At 60.2% G+C, this 17,780-nt stretch carries 19 protein-coding genes; 10 read left to right on the top strand and 9 right to left on the bottom strand.

All coding sequences use genetic code 11. The annotated features are described in order from the left end of the window. Positions 1–444 precede the first annotated feature (444 nt). Positions 445–630 (top strand): hypothetical protein, encoded by a 186-nt coding sequence (locus LOC54_RS07805; RefSeq protein ID WP_279313259.1) that lies wholly within the window; start codon positions 445–447, stop codon positions 628–630. Positions 631–815: 185 nt separating this feature from the next. Here the strand turns inward: LOC54_RS07805 and LOC54_RS07800 are convergent, their stop codons facing one another. Continuing rightward, positions 816–995 (bottom strand): CsbD family protein, encoded by a 180-nt coding sequence (locus LOC54_RS07800; RefSeq protein WP_279313258.1) that lies wholly within the window; start codon positions 993–995, stop codon positions 816–818. 52 nt (positions 996–1,047) lie between these two features. Then, a complete protein-coding gene (locus tag LOC54_RS07795) occupies positions 1,048–1,749 on the bottom strand; it encodes a DNA-3-methyladenine glycosylase 2 family protein (protein WP_279313257.1) in 702 nt (233 codons plus the stop codon). Positions 1,750–1,860: 111 nt separating this feature from the next. On the opposite strand from LOC54_RS07795, the gene LOC54_RS07790 reads away from it, so the two are divergent. The 4 genes from LOC54_RS07790 (at position 1,861) to LOC54_RS07775 (ending at position 6,184) form a co-directional block, all read left to right on the top strand. Next, entirely contained in the window at positions 1,861–3,036 is a 1,176-nt protein-coding gene (locus LOC54_RS07790; RefSeq protein WP_279313256.1) for an energy transducer TonB, read from the top strand. A gap of 177 nt (positions 3,037–3,213) precedes the next feature. Further along, complete coding sequence (locus tag LOC54_RS07785; RefSeq protein WP_279313262.1) at positions 3,214–3,558, top strand: acyl-CoA thioesterase; 345 nt, start codon at positions 3,214–3,216, stop codon at positions 3,556–3,558. 255 nt (positions 3,559–3,813) lie between these two features. Further along, entirely contained in the window at positions 3,814–4,584 is a 771-nt protein-coding gene (locus LOC54_RS07780) for a hypothetical protein (protein WP_279313255.1), read from the top strand. Positions 4,585–4,666: 82 nt separating this feature from the next. Next, the gene (locus LOC54_RS07775; RefSeq protein ID WP_279313254.1) at positions 4,667–6,184 is read left to right on the top strand and encodes a replicative DNA helicase; all 1,518 of its coding nucleotides are present in this window, start codon (positions 4,667–4,669) and stop codon (positions 6,182–6,184) included. Between the two features lie 61 nt (positions 6,185–6,245). Here LOC54_RS07775 and LOC54_RS07770 read toward each other — a convergent pair whose 3' ends face one another. From LOC54_RS07770 to LOC54_RS07750, 5 genes are all read right to left on the bottom strand, one after another. Beyond that, positions 6,246–7,034, bottom strand: a complete 789-nt coding sequence (locus LOC54_RS07770) for a methyltransferase (RefSeq protein ID WP_279313253.1) — start codon at positions 7,032–7,034, stop codon at positions 6,246–6,248. Between the two features lie 76 nt (positions 7,035–7,110). Next, a complete protein-coding gene (locus LOC54_RS07765) occupies positions 7,111–7,437 on the bottom strand; it encodes a hypothetical protein (protein WP_279313252.1) in 327 nt (108 codons plus the stop codon). A gap of 45 nt (positions 7,438–7,482) precedes the next feature. Continuing rightward, complete coding sequence (locus LOC54_RS07760; protein WP_279313251.1) at positions 7,483–7,680, bottom strand: Trm112 family protein; 198 nt, start codon at positions 7,678–7,680, stop codon at positions 7,483–7,485. 30 nt (positions 7,681–7,710) lie between these two features. Continuing rightward, entirely contained in the window at positions 7,711–8,424 is a 714-nt protein-coding gene (locus LOC54_RS07755; RefSeq protein WP_408740322.1) for an LON peptidase substrate-binding domain-containing protein, read from the bottom strand. After that, complete coding sequence (locus LOC54_RS07750; protein ID WP_408740321.1) at positions 8,424–9,428, bottom strand: tetratricopeptide repeat protein; 1,005 nt, start codon at positions 9,426–9,428, stop codon at positions 8,424–8,426. Before LOC54_RS07750 ends, LOC54_RS07755 begins: the two co-directional genes overlap by 1 nt. Before the next feature lie 363 nt (positions 9,429–9,791). Between LOC54_RS07750 and LOC54_RS07745 the strand changes: the two genes are divergently transcribed. The 3 genes from LOC54_RS07745 to LOC54_RS07735 all read left to right on the top strand — a co-directional run bounded on the left by LOC54_RS07745 (position 9,792) and on the right by LOC54_RS07735 (position 12,962). Then, positions 9,792–10,546, top strand: a protein-coding gene (locus LOC54_RS07745) for an IS5 family transposase (RefSeq protein WP_279313250.1) whose coding sequence is annotated in 2 segments (ribosomal slippage) — positions 9,792–10,131 and positions 10,131–10,546 — 756 coding nt in all. Because the reading frame shifts where the segments join, the coding sequence is not laid out codon by codon here. A gap of 86 nt (positions 10,547–10,632) precedes the next feature. Next, on the top strand, positions 10,633–10,905 hold the full coding sequence (locus tag LOC54_RS07740) for a hypothetical protein (RefSeq protein WP_279313249.1): 273 nt from the start codon (positions 10,633–10,635) through the stop codon (positions 10,903–10,905). Then, positions 10,902–12,962 (top strand): TonB-dependent siderophore receptor, encoded by a 2,061-nt coding sequence (locus LOC54_RS07735; RefSeq protein ID WP_279313248.1) that lies wholly within the window; start codon positions 10,902–10,904, stop codon positions 12,960–12,962. Before LOC54_RS07740 ends, LOC54_RS07735 begins: the two co-directional genes overlap by 4 nt. Positions 12,963–12,970: 8 nt before the next feature. On the opposite strand, the gene LOC54_RS07730 is transcribed toward LOC54_RS07735, so the two are convergent. After that, positions 12,971–14,770, bottom strand: coding sequence for an ABC transporter ATP-binding protein (locus LOC54_RS07730; protein ID WP_279313247.1), 1,800 nt, complete (start codon positions 14,768–14,770; stop codon positions 12,971–12,973). A 215-nt stretch (positions 14,771–14,985) separates the two neighbouring features. On the opposite strand from LOC54_RS07730, the gene LOC54_RS07725 reads away from it, so the two are divergent. Next, the gene (locus tag LOC54_RS07725) at positions 14,986–16,044 is read left to right on the top strand and encodes a PD-(D/E)XK nuclease family protein (RefSeq protein WP_279313246.1); all 1,059 of its coding nucleotides are present in this window, start codon (positions 14,986–14,988) and stop codon (positions 16,042–16,044) included. A gap of 44 nt (positions 16,045–16,088) precedes the next feature. Then, positions 16,089–16,784: an endonuclease III gene (gene nth, locus LOC54_RS07720; protein WP_279313245.1), complete on the top strand. Its 696-nt coding sequence runs from the start codon at positions 16,089–16,091 to the stop codon at positions 16,782–16,784. A gap of 12 nt (positions 16,785–16,796) precedes the next feature. On the opposite strand, the gene LOC54_RS07715 is transcribed toward nth, so the two are convergent. Next, entirely contained in the window at positions 16,797–17,192 is a 396-nt protein-coding gene (locus tag LOC54_RS07715) for a hypothetical protein (RefSeq protein ID WP_279313244.1), read from the bottom strand. Between the last annotated feature and the right edge of the window lie 588 nt (positions 17,193–17,780).

The raw sequence follows: 17,780 nt of genomic DNA, 5'->3' as shown, positions 1-17,780 counted from the left end.
CAAGGCGGCAGCATGACAACAACCGGCTATAGCTTATCAGGCCCGAAAAACTGTCCGAACAGACGGGGCCACCTCTCTTTGTCACGGTTACAGTCGTCAGCGGATTCCGGGCCATGCTCACCATCCATGGCTGAATACCGGGCTCCATCCGAATAAATACGACCTTCGATCTCTGCAGTCATCAGGCCTCAGGGGCCACAAATTCCCTGGCGCTCATAGCGTAAGGTGAGCCTGGTTCCAGCGCCAGGGAAAGTCCAGGAGAACCCGCTCGGGTTCGCCAGCGTGAACGTCTGTCTTATGGGATGAAAGATGAAGAAGACTTACACCCCCGCAGGCAGATAAATTCCTCTATATCGCCTCAGACACACACACCTGCCCTGCCCCGAAAGCAGCAAGCACTGAACTCATTACGGGAAATGGCAGTGATGCCGGAGGGCAAAGTAAATGAATGAGAAAACGGTAACCCTTATAAAAAACGAATGGGTCTTTGTAACGGATGCACCGGATGGCTGGATCAGCTATGTTAAAGGGCTTGATCCGGATCAGATGGACCCGGATGAATGTGCCGATCTGAAAAATGATGCCAGTCAACTCAGGAATATACTGGCTGTCATCAAAGAGCAGCTGTGATCCCCAACGCCTGAGATCAGCCTGCCGGCTATCCTGAGACAACCCTTACGTGACGGCACACCTCCGGACGTCTCCTTCCGGAGCCATCACACAAAAAGGCCTCCCGCCACCGGCGGAAGGCCCCTCATGCTGCAGCAGACAACGGCACCGCATTCACGACACCGCCGGTTTAAAACCGGAAAGGATCAGAGATCGTTGATCTTGCCCTTAATATCTCCCTTGATCTCAGACCCCTTGCCCTTAAGCTGCTGGACCTGCCCCTCGGCAACCAGCTTCTCATTGTCGGTAGCCTTACCGATCTCTTCCTTCACAGTGCCGACAACCTTGTCCGCAGCACCCTTCAGCTTGTCCGTAAACTCACCCATCGGAAGCTCCTCTGAAATAAAGTCCTCACCCGCCACACGCGGCAGGCAATCTTCACTCAGAACGCTTCCCCCGCCCGGAAGTTCCCGAACCGCGCCCCGCCGCAGCCGCAGCCGCACGGCTCCGCTTCGCCTCCCCGGCAATACGCCACAGATACCCCGCGGCAGAAGACCGGAACGGCGCAAAAACCTCCGTCACAGCCCGGAGATCACGCGGCTTCAGCTGAGCTTCATGCCCGCGCAGAAGACGCCACCCCTCCCGCACACCAAAATCATCCGCAGGCATGATGTCCGGACGCCCCAGCGTCAGCATCAGAAACATCTCAACCGTCCAGCGCCCGATCCCGCGCAGCGTCGTCAGACGGGCAATCAGCTCCTCATCAGACAGCCCCTCCGCCTCGGTACGCCCCGGAACAACCCCCTCCAGCCGCGCACGCGCCAGCCCCTGAAGCGCCGTGATCTTCGCCCCCGACAGACCACAGCCCCGCAGAACATCAGAAGACGCTCCCGCCAGAGCCGCAGGATCCGTCCCGATCCCGCCCTCCAGCGCCAGAAGCCGCCCGTGAATCGCCGCAGCCACACCCCCACCAAGCTGCTGGCTGACAATCGCCCGCACCAGAGCATCAAACGGCTCGGACTCACGCCCGCGCGTGAGGTCACACGGCCCGGACCGCGCCGCAAACGCCCCAAGCGCAGGGTCCGCCGCAGTCAGATACGTAACAAGACGCTCATGCGCCGTGATCTCAGATACATGCATTAAAATATTGCAACAGAGTCACAGGTGACACGCAAGCCCGGGTGGTGGCATAGAAAACGGATCATCTCAGACCGGTCACCCGCCCGAACGATACGGAGTCAGCCTCTTTCCATGCCGGCGATGGCCAGGTTCTTCCGATCCAGCACCCCAGACGGAACAGGACAGCGCAGCCGCAGGGGCAGCCGCGAGCCCGTACTCATACCCGGACCCGACACCCCCCGCCCGACACGCCCGTCCCCGCCGCCACCCACCGTCAGAGACCGCAACGGACTGGCCCCCGCCCTCGTGGAACGCACCGCCGGATACAAACCCCTGCGCGGCGCACGAACCCCCGTCCGCCCGCGCGACATCTTCGCAGACCCCGAACTCGGACCCGTCCTCACCGGCTCCTTCGCCACCCACGCCGCCCTGCTGGCCCTGGCCCTCTTCCTCGCCACCCGCCACCCGCCAATGGGAAACCCCTCCGGAGAAGCCGCACCGGTCGAGATGATGTTCGTCACCCCGCCCGCAACAAGCGGCATGCGCGGACAGAACTCCCCCGAAGCCGGCGGCGGAAACGAAGCCGCATCCAACTCGAAATCCAGCGCCGGAGCCCCCCAGGAAGCCGATTCCGCCCCCGCACAGAGCGCAGCCGCCACGGAAACACCCGCAGCCCCCCCGCTGGTCGAAGCCCCGTCAACCGAACACGTCCCGCCACAGCCGCAGCAGAAAGCCACGGTCAGCCCGACAGAAAAAACCGCCGGACAGGCCCGCCCGTCACCGTCACACAGAAAATCAGCCGCAAAACCCGTCCCGCGTCAGCGCCGCCAGGAACAGCGCGCCGCATCCCCCTTCGATTCCCTGACGGACCTGTCCTTCGATCAGTCCTCAGCCCCCAGACGCAGCCGCAGCGGACGCTCGGGCGGCTCCGGCGGCCCCATCGACCTCTCCGTCGGCCCGCTCGTCTCCAACGGCAAACTCAACGCCCCCTACAGCACCCGCGCCACAACACGCGGCGTCAGCCGGGACTACGCCTCAGAAGTGGACGCCTGGATCAGACGCCATATGTTCTATCCGCCCGACGCCGCCCATGACGGAGAGGAAGGCGGCTCCTCGGTCCACGTCGTCATCGACCGCGGCGGACACGTCCGATTCGTCCGCCTCACGGACCAGTCCGGCTCCTACCGCCTCGACGCCGCCACGACCGGCATGTTCCAGAACAGCCAGCTCCCGCCGGTCCCGCCCGATATCCCCGGAGATCATTTCGACCTCGATGTGACCATCAACTACATCCTCATCCGCAGATAATCGGCCATAAAACGACGCATGATGTTGATTTTTTCATGATTTCGCGGGCACATACTCCCCAAAGCACACCACCCCTCCCGTAAACGACCATCAGGATATCAGACCGTGCCTGACGCCCAGAAAAAAAGCCCCCCCCCGACACCGCCTGATCGCATCCCCACGATCCGCGTCGTCGCCATGCCGACCGACACCAACCCCGCCGGAGACGTCTTCGGCGGATGGCTCGTCTCACAGATGGATCTCGCCGCCGGAACCTGCGCCGCCTTCCGCTCGCGCGGCCGCTGCGTCACCGTCGCCATCGACAGCTTCATCTTCCACGAACCCGTCGTCGTCGGAGACGAGGTCAGCATCTATACAAATATCGTCAAGGAAGGCCGGACCTCGATGGTCATCCACGTGGAAACCTGGCGCCGCGTCCGGTCCACGGACATCCGCATCCGCGTCACCCAGGGAAAATTCACCTTCGTCGCTCTGGACGAAAAGCGCAGACCCCGCGCCCTCCCGTCGGTCGAGGATTTCTGATCCCGCACAAAGCGGACCAGCCGGAACAGAGCCCCCGGGAGAAAACTCCCGGGACCATCCCGCCGATTCCGGCAACATCCCCTCCCTGAGCCGGACACCCTGCACAGACAGAAATCCGCCCCGGCCAGACCCTTCCACAGAAAAATCCCCCGCAGGCAGAACGCGCTGCACCCGCATATCCCCCCGCAGCGACATTAAATCTTCTGAAACCGGACCATGTCATACAGGACGGGAACGAAAGGACCCTCCCCACCGATGACAACCCGCGTCTTCATTGCCACCCCCTGCTTCGGCGGACTGGTCACTCAGACCTATGTCCAGTCCGTCATAGGCTGCATGGTCGCCGCCCAGGACCAGGGTGTCGAACTCACGCTCTCCCTCGTCGGCAACGACGCCCTCATTACACGCTGCCGCAACACGCTGGTACAGCAGTTCATGCAGCAGCCGGACGCCACGCATCTCCTGTTCATAGACAGCGATATCGGATTCCCGCATGACGCCATCGGCCGCCTCGTCGCCGCCGGAAAGGACGTCATCGGCGGCCTCTACCCGCTCAAGGACCGGTACTGGAATGAAATGACCGCAGAGCGCATCGCCAGAGGAGAACCGGCAGACACCGCCTCCCTGCGCTATGTCGGAGAGTGCGAGAAACTGCACGAAACCCCCGCCGGAAGCCCCCTCGTACAGGTGGCCTATGCCGGAACCGGATTCCTGCTCATCAGCCGTAACGCCATCGAAAGACTGATCCTCGCCCACCCCGAAAGCGCCTATACCCGCATCGACGCCGCCCGCGACGGCAACGGCGCACAGGACCGCAGCGCCGGAACCGCCTGGGCCCTGTTCGAATGCATGATCGATCCCGCAACCGGAACCTATCTCTCCGAAGACTTCGCCTTCTGCCAGCGCTGGCGCGATATCGGCGGAGATATCTGGCTCGACCCCTCCCTGATCCTCACCCATGTCGGCCCCTCCTCCTTCACCGGAGCCCCGCAGCGCCGCGTCGGAATCATGGAAACCACACCATAAATCCCGCACCCGCAGGACAACCCGCCAGGACGGGCGGACACACCAATAGCCTCACGTCCGCAGATGCTCTAGAAAGCGGGGCATGACAGCCTCATCCCCCGTCCGGCCCTCCGAAGAAGGACTGTCCGGCCTCTCCCTGCGTCAGCCGCCCTCAAACCCCGAAGCGGAACAGGCCCTCCTCGGCGCCCTGCTGACCAACAACAAAGCCTATGACCGGATCTCGGACTTCCTGGCCCCGGTCCACTTCGCAAGCGCCGTCAACGGCGCCATCTACGAAGCCATCTCCCGGAAAATAGAACAGGGACAGCTCGCAGACCCCGTCACGATGCGCCCGGTGTTCGAACATTCCGGCGTCCTGGAACCTGTCGGCGGCATGGCCTATATCGCCCGCCTCCTCACCTCGATGGTCGGCATCATCAATGCCGCGGATTACGGACGCGCCATCCACGACGCCTGGATCAGACGCCAGCTCGTCGATATCGGAGAAGGCATCGTCAACAGCGCCTTCGGAACCGAAACAGACCTCAGCGGCCAGGACCAGATCGCCGCAGGAGAGGAACAGCTCTTCCGCCTCGCCACCGAAAAAGGCCAGGACGGCGGCTTCACGAATTTCGACCGCGCCCTCGCCGCCGCCATCCAGGTCGCGGAAAAAGCCTTCCTCAATGAAGGACACGTCACCGGCCTCACCAGCGGACTGACCGATTTCGACCGCAAGACCGGCGGCCTCCACCCCTCAGACCTGCTCATCCTCGCAGGACGCCCGGCAATGGGTAAAACCGCCCTCGCCACGAAAGTCGCCTTCTCCGCCGCCCGCGCCCTGCTGCGCGACGCGGAAGACAGGGGAGAAGGCGCCGTGCCGACAGGAACCGTCGCCATCTTCTCCCTCGAAATGTCGTCCGAACAGCTCGCCACACGTATCCTGTCAGAACAGGCCGAAGTCCCCGGAGAACGCATCCGCCGCGGCGATATCGCACAGAAAGACTTCGACCGCTTCGTCAGGGTCTCGCGCGAACTCAACCGCCTGCCCATGGTGATCGACGATACCCCCGCCATCAGCCTGTCCGCCATGCGAACCCGCTGCCGCAGACTCAAGCGCACACGCGGCCTGTCCCTCGTCGTCGTGGACTATCTCCAGCTCATGCGCCCCTCGGTCGGAACCAGACCGGAAAGCCGCGTGCTCGAAATCTCCATGATCACACAGGGCCTCAAAGCCCTGGCCAAGGAACTCGAAGTCCCCGTCATCGCCCTCTCACAGCTCTCCCGCCAGGTCGAAAGCCGCGAGGACAAACGCCCCATGCTCTCGGACCTCCGCGAATCCGGCTCCATCGAGCAGGACGCAGACGCCGTGATGTTCGTCTATCGCGACCAGTATTATCTCCAGCAGCGCGAACCCAAGGAAACCGCCTTCGAATCCTCTGAAAAATACCAGGCCGCCCTGGAAGACTGGCACCGCAAAATGGAGCTGGTGCACAACAAGGCCGAACTCATCCTGGAAAAACAGCGTCACGGCCCCACAGGAACCATCCAGCTCTACTTCGAGGGCGAATTCACACGCTTCTCAGACCTCGATACACAGCACGAAGACTACGCCGCACGCTGAAAAAACTTCCGGAGACCCCGCCCTCCGGAAGCATCACAACAACAGTTCTCAGGCCCGGATATCAGGCCGGACGACGGAACTTCAGAACCACCTGGTCCGTACGGCCGCGTATGGACGGATCAAACACCGGCTTGTCATGCGGGTCCGAGGGATTGGCCAGAACATCGCTCCGGCTCTCCAGCGTAAATCCCGCCGCCTGCGCCTGACGGATGATGATCTGCGGATCAATCCGGTGCAGCGCAGCCACATTCCCCGAAGCCCCCGGCAGGGCAACATGATCCACGACAATAAACGTTCCGCCCGGGTGCAGCGCGGCAAACGCGGATTTGTCAAAATCCAGAGCCGCCTGCTCACCCTGTCCATAATACAGATCGTGATAGTTCAGAGACGTCCACACAACATCCAGAGGCTCCGGCACCCTGAAAGACGTCGGAGACTGCCGCACGATCGTTACGTTGGAAAATTCCGGACTCGCCGCCGTCGTCTCCAGCGTCTTCACCTTGTCCGGAAAACGCTTCTCGGCACCGGGCGGAACAATGGCATAGACACGCCCGCCCTGCCCCGTCACATTGCTGAACAGACGCGTGAAATACCCGTCCCCCGGCAGAACATCCGCAACCTTCTTCCGGCGCGTCACCCCCGAAAATGCAATCAGCTCCACAGGCTTGCGCCGCGCATCCTGCGCACGGTCAGACTGGGGACGATCCCTGTCACTGATCGCCGCGGCAATCGCCACGGAACTGCTGTTCGCCCCGCGAAATCCCGGAGGCTGGGCCTCGGCCGGAACAGCCGCCGCAAGCAGCAGAACGGCAGCCAGACCCGGCAGAACGACAGGAATACGAACGGACATCAGCAAAACTCCCTGACAGACAGTAACAGCCATAACACCCCGACCGCAGCACGGTTCATATCAGAAAAAAACAGCCTTACCGCCCCCGGTGCTGCGGACGGCCATACGTCACCTCGGTATCGGGAACCGCCCCCCCCGTCCCTGGCTTGGGCGCAGAAACCCCGACATCCGGCGCAGGCTCATAACCCTGCGTCCCCTCAGGCGTCTGCGGAGCCGTGTTCTTACTGTAATCCGCCTCCCGCTCGCGGCGCTCCTCGGCCTCGGCAGCCTCCGGAAAATTCTTGCCCGGACGGTCCGGCGGCACGTCAATATTGTCCCCCGCGCGCGGGTCAGACCCCGGCATGTGACACGACACCACCATACCCGCACAGATCAGACATATCAGCCGGCCCCGGAAACTCACCCGCCATACCACCCGTCAGACTGCCCGGACGCCCGGAAGAAAATCTCAGACCGAAAGACGACGCGCCTCATCAGGAAGCATCACCGGAATGCCGTCACGTACCGGATAGGCCAGACCAGCCTTCTCGCTGATCAGCTCCCCGGCCTCACGATCATACACCAGAGGCCCCTTGGTCACGGGACAGACAAGAAGGGACAGAAGCCGGGGATCCACGGCAACACTGTCAGCTTTCGCTCCGGACATCACTCAAACTCCTGAAAAAACACAAAAAGATTATACGTCATCCGGATCGTCCGGAAAAAGACCCGGAAAATCAAGAAGAGTCTGCAGAACCTGAACCCGGTCCGTCAGCGTCTCCGCCTCCAGAAGAAGCTGCTTCTCAGCCGCCGGAAACGGACAGATCATCGGAAGGGTGATCAGAAGCATGTCATCAGGCATCTGCTCCAGAACATCCCAGCGCGCATGAAGATGCCTCACACGGAAATAGGCCCGCAAGGAGGAAAGCAGAACCTCCCGGTCAAACGGAGCCGAAGGCACCTCGTTAAGATCCGCACCATAACGCGACACATCAATCCGCGCACGACGATACCCCCGCCGGATCCCGCTCTCCCGCAGAACCCGGAACCGGGAAATCCCCGTCAGCGTGATCGCAAACGTCCCGTCCCCGCGTTCCGTAAACGACGTGATCCGCCCCAGACAGCCAACCCCGAACAGAGACGGAAATAAAAGCTCATCCGCCTCGTCCTCCGGATCAACCGGCTGGATCATCCCGATCAGACGATCCGACGCCAGAGCATCCTCAACAAGGGCAATATAACGCGGCTCAAACACATTCAGAGGCAGCTTCCCCCGCGGCAGCAGCAAAGTCCCGCTCAGCGGAAACAGACCCGTCTCCACCGGAAGATCCGCCAGCGTCAGCTCACCGAAACGCGGAACCAGACGCGGACTCTCCTCCCCGAAAAACGTGCTCTCCAGAGAAGAGACCATCAGGAAAACAGCAGCGAGGACAAACGCCTGCGCGCACGCAGCGTCGCCGGATCATCATGCCCCCACGCATCGAAAAAACGGAAAAGCTGCTGCTTGGCCGCCCCGTCCTTCCACTCCCGGTCCGCCCGGATCACATAAAGAAGCTCCTCAGCCGCAGCCTCACGATCCCCGGCCGCATTCAGAGCCGTCGCCAGACCACACCGCGCCTCGAAATCATCCGGAGACGCCTCAACCCGCGCACGCAAAGACTCAGCCTCCGCCGCAGCCCGACGCCCCTCCTGCCTCAGCTCCAGAGCCGCACGCGCCCCTTCAACCTCCGCATGATGCGCGATCTTCTCCGGAACATCCTCCAGAGCCGCAGCCGCAGCCTCCTCATTGCCCAGAGACGCAAGCGTACGCACCAGACCACCCCAGGCCTGCGGATTCTCCGGCTCCTCGCCGATCACCTCGGAATAAAACCCGACAGCATCCTCATCACGCCCCTCCTCCAGAGCCAGCGCCGCCGCCTCCAGAAGATCAGACGCAGGCATCTGCCCGCCACCAGCAGCAGACAGAACCCCCTCAATGAATTTCCGGATCTGACTCTCCGGCAGAGCCCCCTGGAAAATATCCAGAATCTGACCCTTCCAGAACGCGGCAACCAGAGGAATCGACTGAAGCGGAAGACCGGCCTGAACAAGCTGGGACGCCAGAGACCGGCAGGCCTCAATATCAACCTTCACAAGATGAACACGGCCCCGCGCCGCCGTCACCACCTTCTCCAGAACCGGCGTCAGCTGACGACACGGACCACACCACTCGGCCCAGAAATCCACCAGAACAGGAACGGTACGGCTGGCCTCCAGCACGTCCCGCATGAACGTGGCCTCCGTCGCATCACGGATAAAAGATCCCGAAGTCCCGGCCTCACCCGCAGACATATCGCCCCGCAGGCCACCCTGAACACCACCCTGAACACCGGCCTGACGCCCGCCCGGCTGCTTCTGCCCGATCAGATATTCCATCGTTCCCGTTCTTCCCGTCCCTGTCAGTCCGCCGCCCCGATCCTGAAAACCCGGCCCGGAAGACTTACTGCACAACATATCAAACACAAAATACCCGCAGACTCACGGCAGACACCGCAGCCCGTCCGCCCCGCATGTGTGGCCGCAGACCCCGCCGGACAAGGGCACACCCTCCCCGTCCCGCACCATCCCGACCACCCCGCCCGATCACAGCCCCCGACCAGATCCTCCCGCAGAAATCCCGCCCCCTCTCCGCCCCGGCTTACGGCGTGTCGTCAGTTAAGGGCTGATTGCGGCACGTGAGGGTTGTACTTTGTGGCTGTGTGTGCTGACTGTTTTCCCAGTTTTTGGGGAGACAGACAGATGCGGCGTTACGGTTTACGCGACGATCAGTGGGAACGGATAAAAGGCCTTCTCCCTGGCCGGGAGGGCCATGTCGGTGGCACGGCTGCGGATAACCGCCTGTTCGTGGAGGCCGTGCTGTATCGCTATCGCGCAGGCATTCCGTGGCGTGATCTTCCGGCCCGTTTCGGAGACTGGAAAAACGTGCATAGACGCCTGCGTCGCTGGTGCGAAAGCGGTGTTATTGAGCGGATATTTCGCTATCTGGCGGCAGATCACGACAACGAATACATGATGATCGACAGCACGATTGTCCGGGCGCATCAGCATAGTGCCGGAGCCCTCAAAAAAGGGGGACGGATCAGGCCATCGGACGATCACGAGGCGGGTTGACGACAAAGATCCATGCCATCTGCGACGCTCTCGGTAACCCGGTGGAACTCGTCCTTACACCGGGACAGGATGCCGATGTCACTCAGGTAGAACCGATGCTGGAAAACATTGATCCGGATGCTTTCCTTGCAGACAGGGCGTATGACGCGGACAGGTTGATCGACAGGCTGACAGAGCGTGGGATTACCCCAGTCATCCCATCAAAAAGCAACAGAACAACACAACGGAAAACGGACTTTGCCCTTTACAGGGAGCGAAATCTTGTCGAGAGGTTCTTCAATAAACTCAAGCAGTTCCGCGCCATCGCTACCCGCTACGACAAACTCAAATCTACTTTCCTCGCAGCCGTGCAGTTCGCCTCAATCATCATACTGCTTAACTGACGACACGACGTAGGAATTTATTCAGAGTTTTCCGCTACTTCCGGAGACGGCCTCAGCAGGAAGGCCGGGATGACACGGGATACAGCGTGGCGGGAATGAAAGCAGGAAAAGGAGTGTATTGCGCGCTCTGCGTTCTGCTGACAGGACTCCCCCCCCCCCTGCACCGCCCGGAGCGAGCCCCCCCGCTTCACCTCCGTCATCCGCCAGACCATGGAATTCGTGCCCCCCCGCCCGCAGACACGGTGCGGATCGCCGTCTCCGTCGAACCCTCCGTCGTCCTCACGATCAGTACCCCGGCAATGAAAAACGCAGACGTCCACTTCGCAACCGCGTTCATGATGATGGTGCAGGCACTATGACCGCAAACCTCACACACCGCCACGGACAACTCCTCCTCCTGACCGCGGCGCTGATTCCCCTGATCGCCCGCCCCGCACACGCACAGCAGGTGAACTACCGCTCCTTTGAGGAACTCTTCGGAGAACCGGTCACGGTCTCAGCCTCCGGAAAACCGCAGCGCGTCAGCGAAGCCCCCGCCGCCATGACCGTCGTCACGGCCGATATGATCGAACACTCCGGAGCCAGCACGATCCCGCAGGTCCTGCGCCTCGTCGCAGGCGTGGACATCCGGGACTACGGCATGCAGGACACCACCGTCTCCATCCGCGGCGCAGCCATGCCCAACAACTCCCGGCTCCTCGTCCTCGTGGACGGCCGCTCGGTCTACCAGGACGACTACGGCTTCACCTTCTGGTCCTCCATCCCCGTCGCCCTGACAGACATCCGCCAGATCGAGGTCATCAAAGGCCCGGCCTCCGCACTCTACGGCTTTAACGCCGTCGCCGGCGTGATCAATATCGTCACCCGCAACCCCACGGACGACCCCCACGTCTCCGCACGCGTCTCAGGCGGAACCCAGGGACAGACAAACGGAGAAATCGTCGCCTCCCGCAGACTGAACAACACCTTCAGCGGGAAAATCTCCCTCACCGGAAGCCGCTCGCAGGAATTCCCGTCCTCCGTGTCCTTCAATCACGTCCCGACACCGCAGACAGGAACCGCCGCCTTCGAACTGGACGCGAAAATCACACGCCACATCACAACATCCCTGTCCGGCTCCGCCTCCTGGAACCGCTCGGCCTATTTCCTCGATATCGGCATTTACACCCCGGAAAAAGCCCGGACCATCAACATCCGCTCCCACACGCTGGCGGACACGAAAGCCGGACTGTTCGACCTCGATATCTATCACACCTGGTTCAGCCCCTACGTCTCCTGGAGCAGCCTGCCGACACGCCTTACACTGGAAGGACAGCCGCTGTACTTCCCCGGACAGCTCCCGACCTCCCTCGCCTACACCGAAAGCCAGACAAACCTGCAGCTGAGCGACCTCATCCGGATCTCACCGCAGCACACCCTGCGCGGCTCCTTCGAATTCCGGCAGAGCAGCCTCACGGCAGACTGGCCCAGCCCGAAAACCCTGTCCTCAAACGTTCTTTCCGGAGATCTGATGTGGGACTGGCAGATCACCCCCGCCCTCACCATGACAAACGCCGTACGCATCGACGCCTTCCACCTCGGCCCGGGCACCAACGGCAATGTCCCCGGAACCGGAATGGTCCCCTTCAGAGGACGCAGTATCAGAGCCGTCAGCTTCAACAGCGCCCTGGTCTATAAATTTCACGACGGAGACAGCGTCCGCCTCTCGGCCGCACGCGGCGCACAGCTCCCCGGACTGCTCTCCTTCAGCCACCGCCTGATCGGCGGCCCCCTCATGCTCTCGGGAAACTCAGCCCTCGTCCCGGCCATCACACAGAATTTCGGCCTCGACTACGCCCATAAAATCAGCCCGCTCAACGCACAGCTGAACCTCAACCTCTTCGCCCAGTACACAACAGACGTGCTCAGCTCCGCCATCGCCGGAAAGGTCAGCCTGACAAACAGCGGAATCATCGTCGCCCCAGCCAACTACCCGACGAGCAAGGCCGCAGGCGGAGAACTCACCCTCTCAGGAAAAACCGGTTTCGGCCTGCGCTGGAACGCCGCCTGGGCGCTCACACTCGTCCACGACAACGCAACCCAGGCCGAGCAGATCAACCCCTCCATCACCTGGCAGAAAAGCAAACCGGTCCACATTATCCTCGCAGGCCTCGGATACAGCTGGAACAAGTTCAGCGTGGATCTCAACATGCGCTGGCAGTCGCACTTCACCGATGCCTTCACGACAATGACACAAGGCGCTGCCACAACACCGGTCAGTTCCTTCGTCACACTCGACGGACAGGCCGCCTGGGCCTTCACCCGGCACACAAAACTCTTCATCTCAGCCCGGCAGATGAACCGCTCCGTCATGCAGCAGACAGCAGGATTCCCAATCGAAAGACAGGTCTACGGCGGCGTCCGCGCGGATTTCTGAAGACCGCCTCACCCCTCCAGAGACTGAAGATCATAAAGCCTGCGATAAAGCCCGCCCTCACGCCGCACAAGCGCGGAATGAGGACCATCCTCGCGAATCTCGCCGCGCTCAAATACAAGAATCCGATCCAGATCCACAACCGTCGCCAGACGATGCGCAATTACAATCACAGTCCGGTCCTGCATCAGACGCCCCATCGCCTCCTGAACCAGACGCTCTGATTCGGAATCCAGACTGGCCGTCGCCTCATCCAGAATCAATATCCGCGCATCCGCCAGAAACGCCCGCGCAATCGCAATCCGCTGCCGCTCACCCCCCGAAAGCTTCACACCACGCTCCCCGACAAGAGTGTCATACCCCTGCGGAAGACGCGCGATAAAATCAGCAGCATTCGCAAGCCCCGCCGCCCGCTCAATCTCCTCAGCCGATGCCCCGGGCCGCCCGTACGCAATATTCTCAGCCAGCGTCCGGTGAAAAAGGATCGGCTCCTGCGGAACAATCGCAATCTGAGACCGCAGCGAAGACTGCCGCACCGACGCGATATCCGTCCCGTCAATCACGATCCGCCCGCCATTAATATCGTAAAGACGCTGAAGCAGCTTCGTAAATGTCGTCTTCCCCGACCCCGAAGGCCCGACAAGACCAACACGGCTCCCCGCCTCGATCCGCACCGTCAGATCACTGAAAAGCGCACGCACCTGCCCCCTGTAGTGAAACCGCACATGCTCAAACGCAATCTCACCCCGCACGATCCGTATCGGACCCGCATCCGCACGGTCCCGCACACCCGGCGGCTGATCCCACACAGCCACCAGATCCTCCATCTCATTCACCGAACGCTGCACAACGGAAACCTGCTGGCCAATATCACGCAAATACCCCTGAACCAGAAAAATCATCGTCAGGACATACGCCACATCCCCCGGACCCGCCTTCCCGTCCAGCCACAGAAACACGACATACCCCGCCAGAACGACACGCATCCCCGTCACACACAGATTCTGCACATTCGCGGAATTCGTTCCCCGGACCCAGCTCCGCACACACCGCTCCCGCCAGGCCCGCAGCATCCTGCCCAGACGCCGGTCCTCCCGCTCCTCCGCCCCGAATGCCTTCACAACCGCATTGCACGTGATGGAATCCGCCAGAGCCGCCCCCACACGACTGTCCCACTGATTCGCAACACGCGAGGCAGGCGCAACATATTTCAGAGTCAGAAGACAGGACATCAGAATGAACAGAACCGACATCCCCCCCAGCAGAAACCCCATCGACGGCCAGCGCAGACCAAGAACAATCGTCGTCCCCGTCAGAACCATCGTCTCCGGCAGAAGCATCAGAAGAAGATTGTCATTCAGAGCATCCAGAGCCCACATGCCACGCGTCAGCTTCCGGACCGTAGAGCCCGCAAACGTATTGCCATGCCAGTCCGTCGAAAACCGCTGAACCTTCGCAAAAGCCTCAGCCGCAACACGCGCCATAACGGAAGAGGAAAGCCAGGTAATCCCCAAATACGCCGCACGCCGGCCCATAACGCCGAACAGACCCAGAGCCGCCAGAGCCGCCAGCATCCACAGCGCATCATGCCGCACCGAAAGCGCAACAGACCCCGCGCCCCCACGCGAAACATCGTCAACAAGACGCCCCGCAACAACAGGCGTGACAATATCCGCAACCGTCGAAAACCCGACACCCCCCAGACACAGCCACAGAGAACCCGGATGCTCCCGCCACCGGCGCAGGGCAAAGGACAGAGCCGAAAGAAACGGATTCCCGCGATCAGCAGAAACAGGAGAGAAAGTTGTCATAATCCATGGATACAACCTCCCCGCACACTCCGCCACACATCACACCACCCCCGAAGCCATAATCGCCGGAACAAACCCGCCCGAACCGCACAACCCGGGCGAAACTGCCAGAAAACAGAAAGAAAACAGGCCTCCGGACGTGACAGAAACAGACCCGCACCCTAAACACGCCCCCGGAATACGCAGCCCGAAGCAGGCGGAAGGAAACATGACACATGCCCGATGATACAAACCTGTTCCACTGGGCAACATCAGAACTGTCACAGGACGCATTCATCTGCTGGCTGCTCAGCCATGCCGACAATACCTGTGCCGCAAAAAATCCCGCCATGCACAACGCCGGACTGATGTTCCTCAATGCGTTCATGCACTCAGCCGGAGAGGCGCCCCTCTCCTCCGCAACCGTCAAGGTCATAAAACAACTCATGCACTGCGATATCGTCGCAGAAATAAACTCAGACCTCATCCTCATCATAGAAGATAAAACCAGCACCTCAGAACATGGCCAACAGCTCAGGAGATACAGGGAAAGCATCGGAGAAAAATATAAAGACCGGAAAATACTCTGCTTTTACTGCAAGACCGGAAACCAGTCAGACTTCACACACGCAGAAAAACAGGGATATAAGCCATTCCTCCGGAAAAACCTCCTGGATGTTCTCAGAAATATAAAGGCCGCAGGAACAGAGCACGACGTAATCAATGATTTTCTCGAATATCTTGAAGATATCGAGAAAAAAACGCAGGCCTTCCTCGTCCTTCCTCCCGATCAGTGGGACGGCAGGGCATGGCAGGGATTTTTCATGGCCCTGCAATCCGTATTCACCGATCTGCGCTGGAACTACGTACCCAATCAGTCCGGAGGCTTCACGGGAGCCTGGTGGCATTTCATGCCCGTGCCGAATGTCGAGGGATGGAGAATATACCTGCAGGCAGAAGAAAAACGCCTCGTGGCAAAAATAATCTGTTCCGATAAAAACCCCGACTCAAAAATATGCCGCAACATACGGGAACGGTGTTTCAAGGCCCTCGACCTCACCAGCCGGAACGACGGGATAAAAATCACCCGCCCGGGCCGCAGCGGCAACGGACGCTCCATGACCGCCGCCATCATCACCGACGGAGATCAGGACTGGCTGAAACTGCATGAGGACGGAATCATCGACATGAATGCCACCATCGGATTCCTCCGCAAAGCCCTGGTATTTCTGGACAGAACCCGCACCGCCCTTCTCAGCCACCCCCCCGCCCCCGCCGAACTGCCTCCGGCCTGAACCACCCGGTCGACGAACCCCGCCCCGTATGCCATCCATACAGGATGGCAAAAAAAGCTGCAGACACACGGGACACAAAAGCCAGCGCCCCGCGCGACATGACACACAAGGAACTCCTCGGATTCCTCAACGACCTCGCACGCACATGGCCGGACGCGGAAACAGAACTCGTCTTCGCAAGCCCCTTCCAGCTCCTCGTCTCAACCGCACTCGCCGCCCAGGCCACAGACGCCTCCGTCAACAAGGCAACCCCCGCCCTGTTCGCAAAAGCCCCAGGCCCTGCAGAAATGGCACAACTCACACCCGAAGAAGTCGGAGACTACATCCGCACCATCGGCCTGTGGCGCAATAAAGCGAAAAACGTCGTCGCACTCTCAGCAAAAATCATGAGCGACTATAACGGAGAAGTCCCCCGCGACCGCGCCGCACTCGAAACACTCCCCGGCGTCGGACGCAAAACCGCAGCCGTCATCCTCAACGTCGCATACGGCGAACCCGTCATGCCCGTAGACACACACTGCTTCCGCCTCGCCAACAGAACCGGCCTCGCAAGAGGAAAAGACGTCGTCGAAGTCGAAAAACGCCTCGAAACCCGCATCCCCCGAAACCTGATCCGCGAAGCCCACCACTGGCTCATCCTCCAGGGCCGCTACGTCTGCAAAGCCAGAAAACCCGAATGCTGGCGCTGCGCCGCCATCCGCAACTGTCTCTTCCCGAACAAAACCCCCGCTCCCGCCTGACATCAGGAGCAGTCAGACATCATCACGTTTACTGGCCTCAGATAATTTACGGGCTTCTTTTTTATTAATCTCAACAGTAGTGCCGTCCGTCCCGAATTTTGCCGATACAGTAAATCCGAGAAGTGCTTTAAGCGCCAGCGCTGCATCATCGCGATTTGCAGGCTTACCAGGCTCTTCGAACAGGTTTTTCGTAATACTGGATATCAGTTCAGAAGATACATCTTTTTTATACTCTTCCTGAACCTCAAGAATTGTTTCTATCGCCCAGTTTGCACGTATCATATCGGCGTTAAGTCTTTCCGCTTCTCTCGTATGCTCAACATCTCTTTCATAAAATGATTTTATCCAGGAGACAGAAAATGCAAAAGAAGCTGTTGCCAGCACTCCGGACAAAATACTTTTGGCCATGAGGTATTCCTGGAACACTGAAATCGGACCGTTTCCCGCATTCGAGCTTTGCACTGACTCAGCTATTTTGAAAGAAATAATAGCAGAAATCGTGCCGAACAAAACCAGAATGGCAGCGATAGCCCATCGGGCGATAACATTGCGTCCTGATACTAACTCCTTGCGCCGGCCTGAATTATCCGGACTTGTCAGTAAGGCGAAAAGCTTTCTTCGTTCTGATTTGTGGGACGACCGGGCAAGCTCTTCCTCCCGCCTGTCCAGATCCTTCCGTAAGGCGTCATAATGCTCCAGACGTTTTTGCTCTCTGGACTCAGCATCCTCTCGAATTTTAATATTGAAACTGTCGAGTCTCTCAAATGCCTTCTGGAATGCGTCCAGACCTCTGGTTTGTGCGTCCTGAAGACCTTGGAGAAATGCTGCGTAGTTGATGTCTGCTTCGGTTGTCGTGCTTTGCTGCGGAACACTAAATCGTTGAATTTTAGATACGATATCAGCGATCTTATACCAACCATTGATTGCTATAACCTATGCGCCCAATTGCGCAGTCCGATTGACATGATGCGCCAAGGTTGTTCGACGATCTGGTTC

The organism is Acetobacter sp. AN02 (assembly GCF_029759835.1).
In the GTDB taxonomy this organism is placed as follows: Bacteria; Pseudomonadota; Alphaproteobacteria; order Acetobacterales; family Acetobacteraceae; genus Acetobacter.
This window is presented reverse-complemented; position numbering and strand designations above follow the sequence as displayed.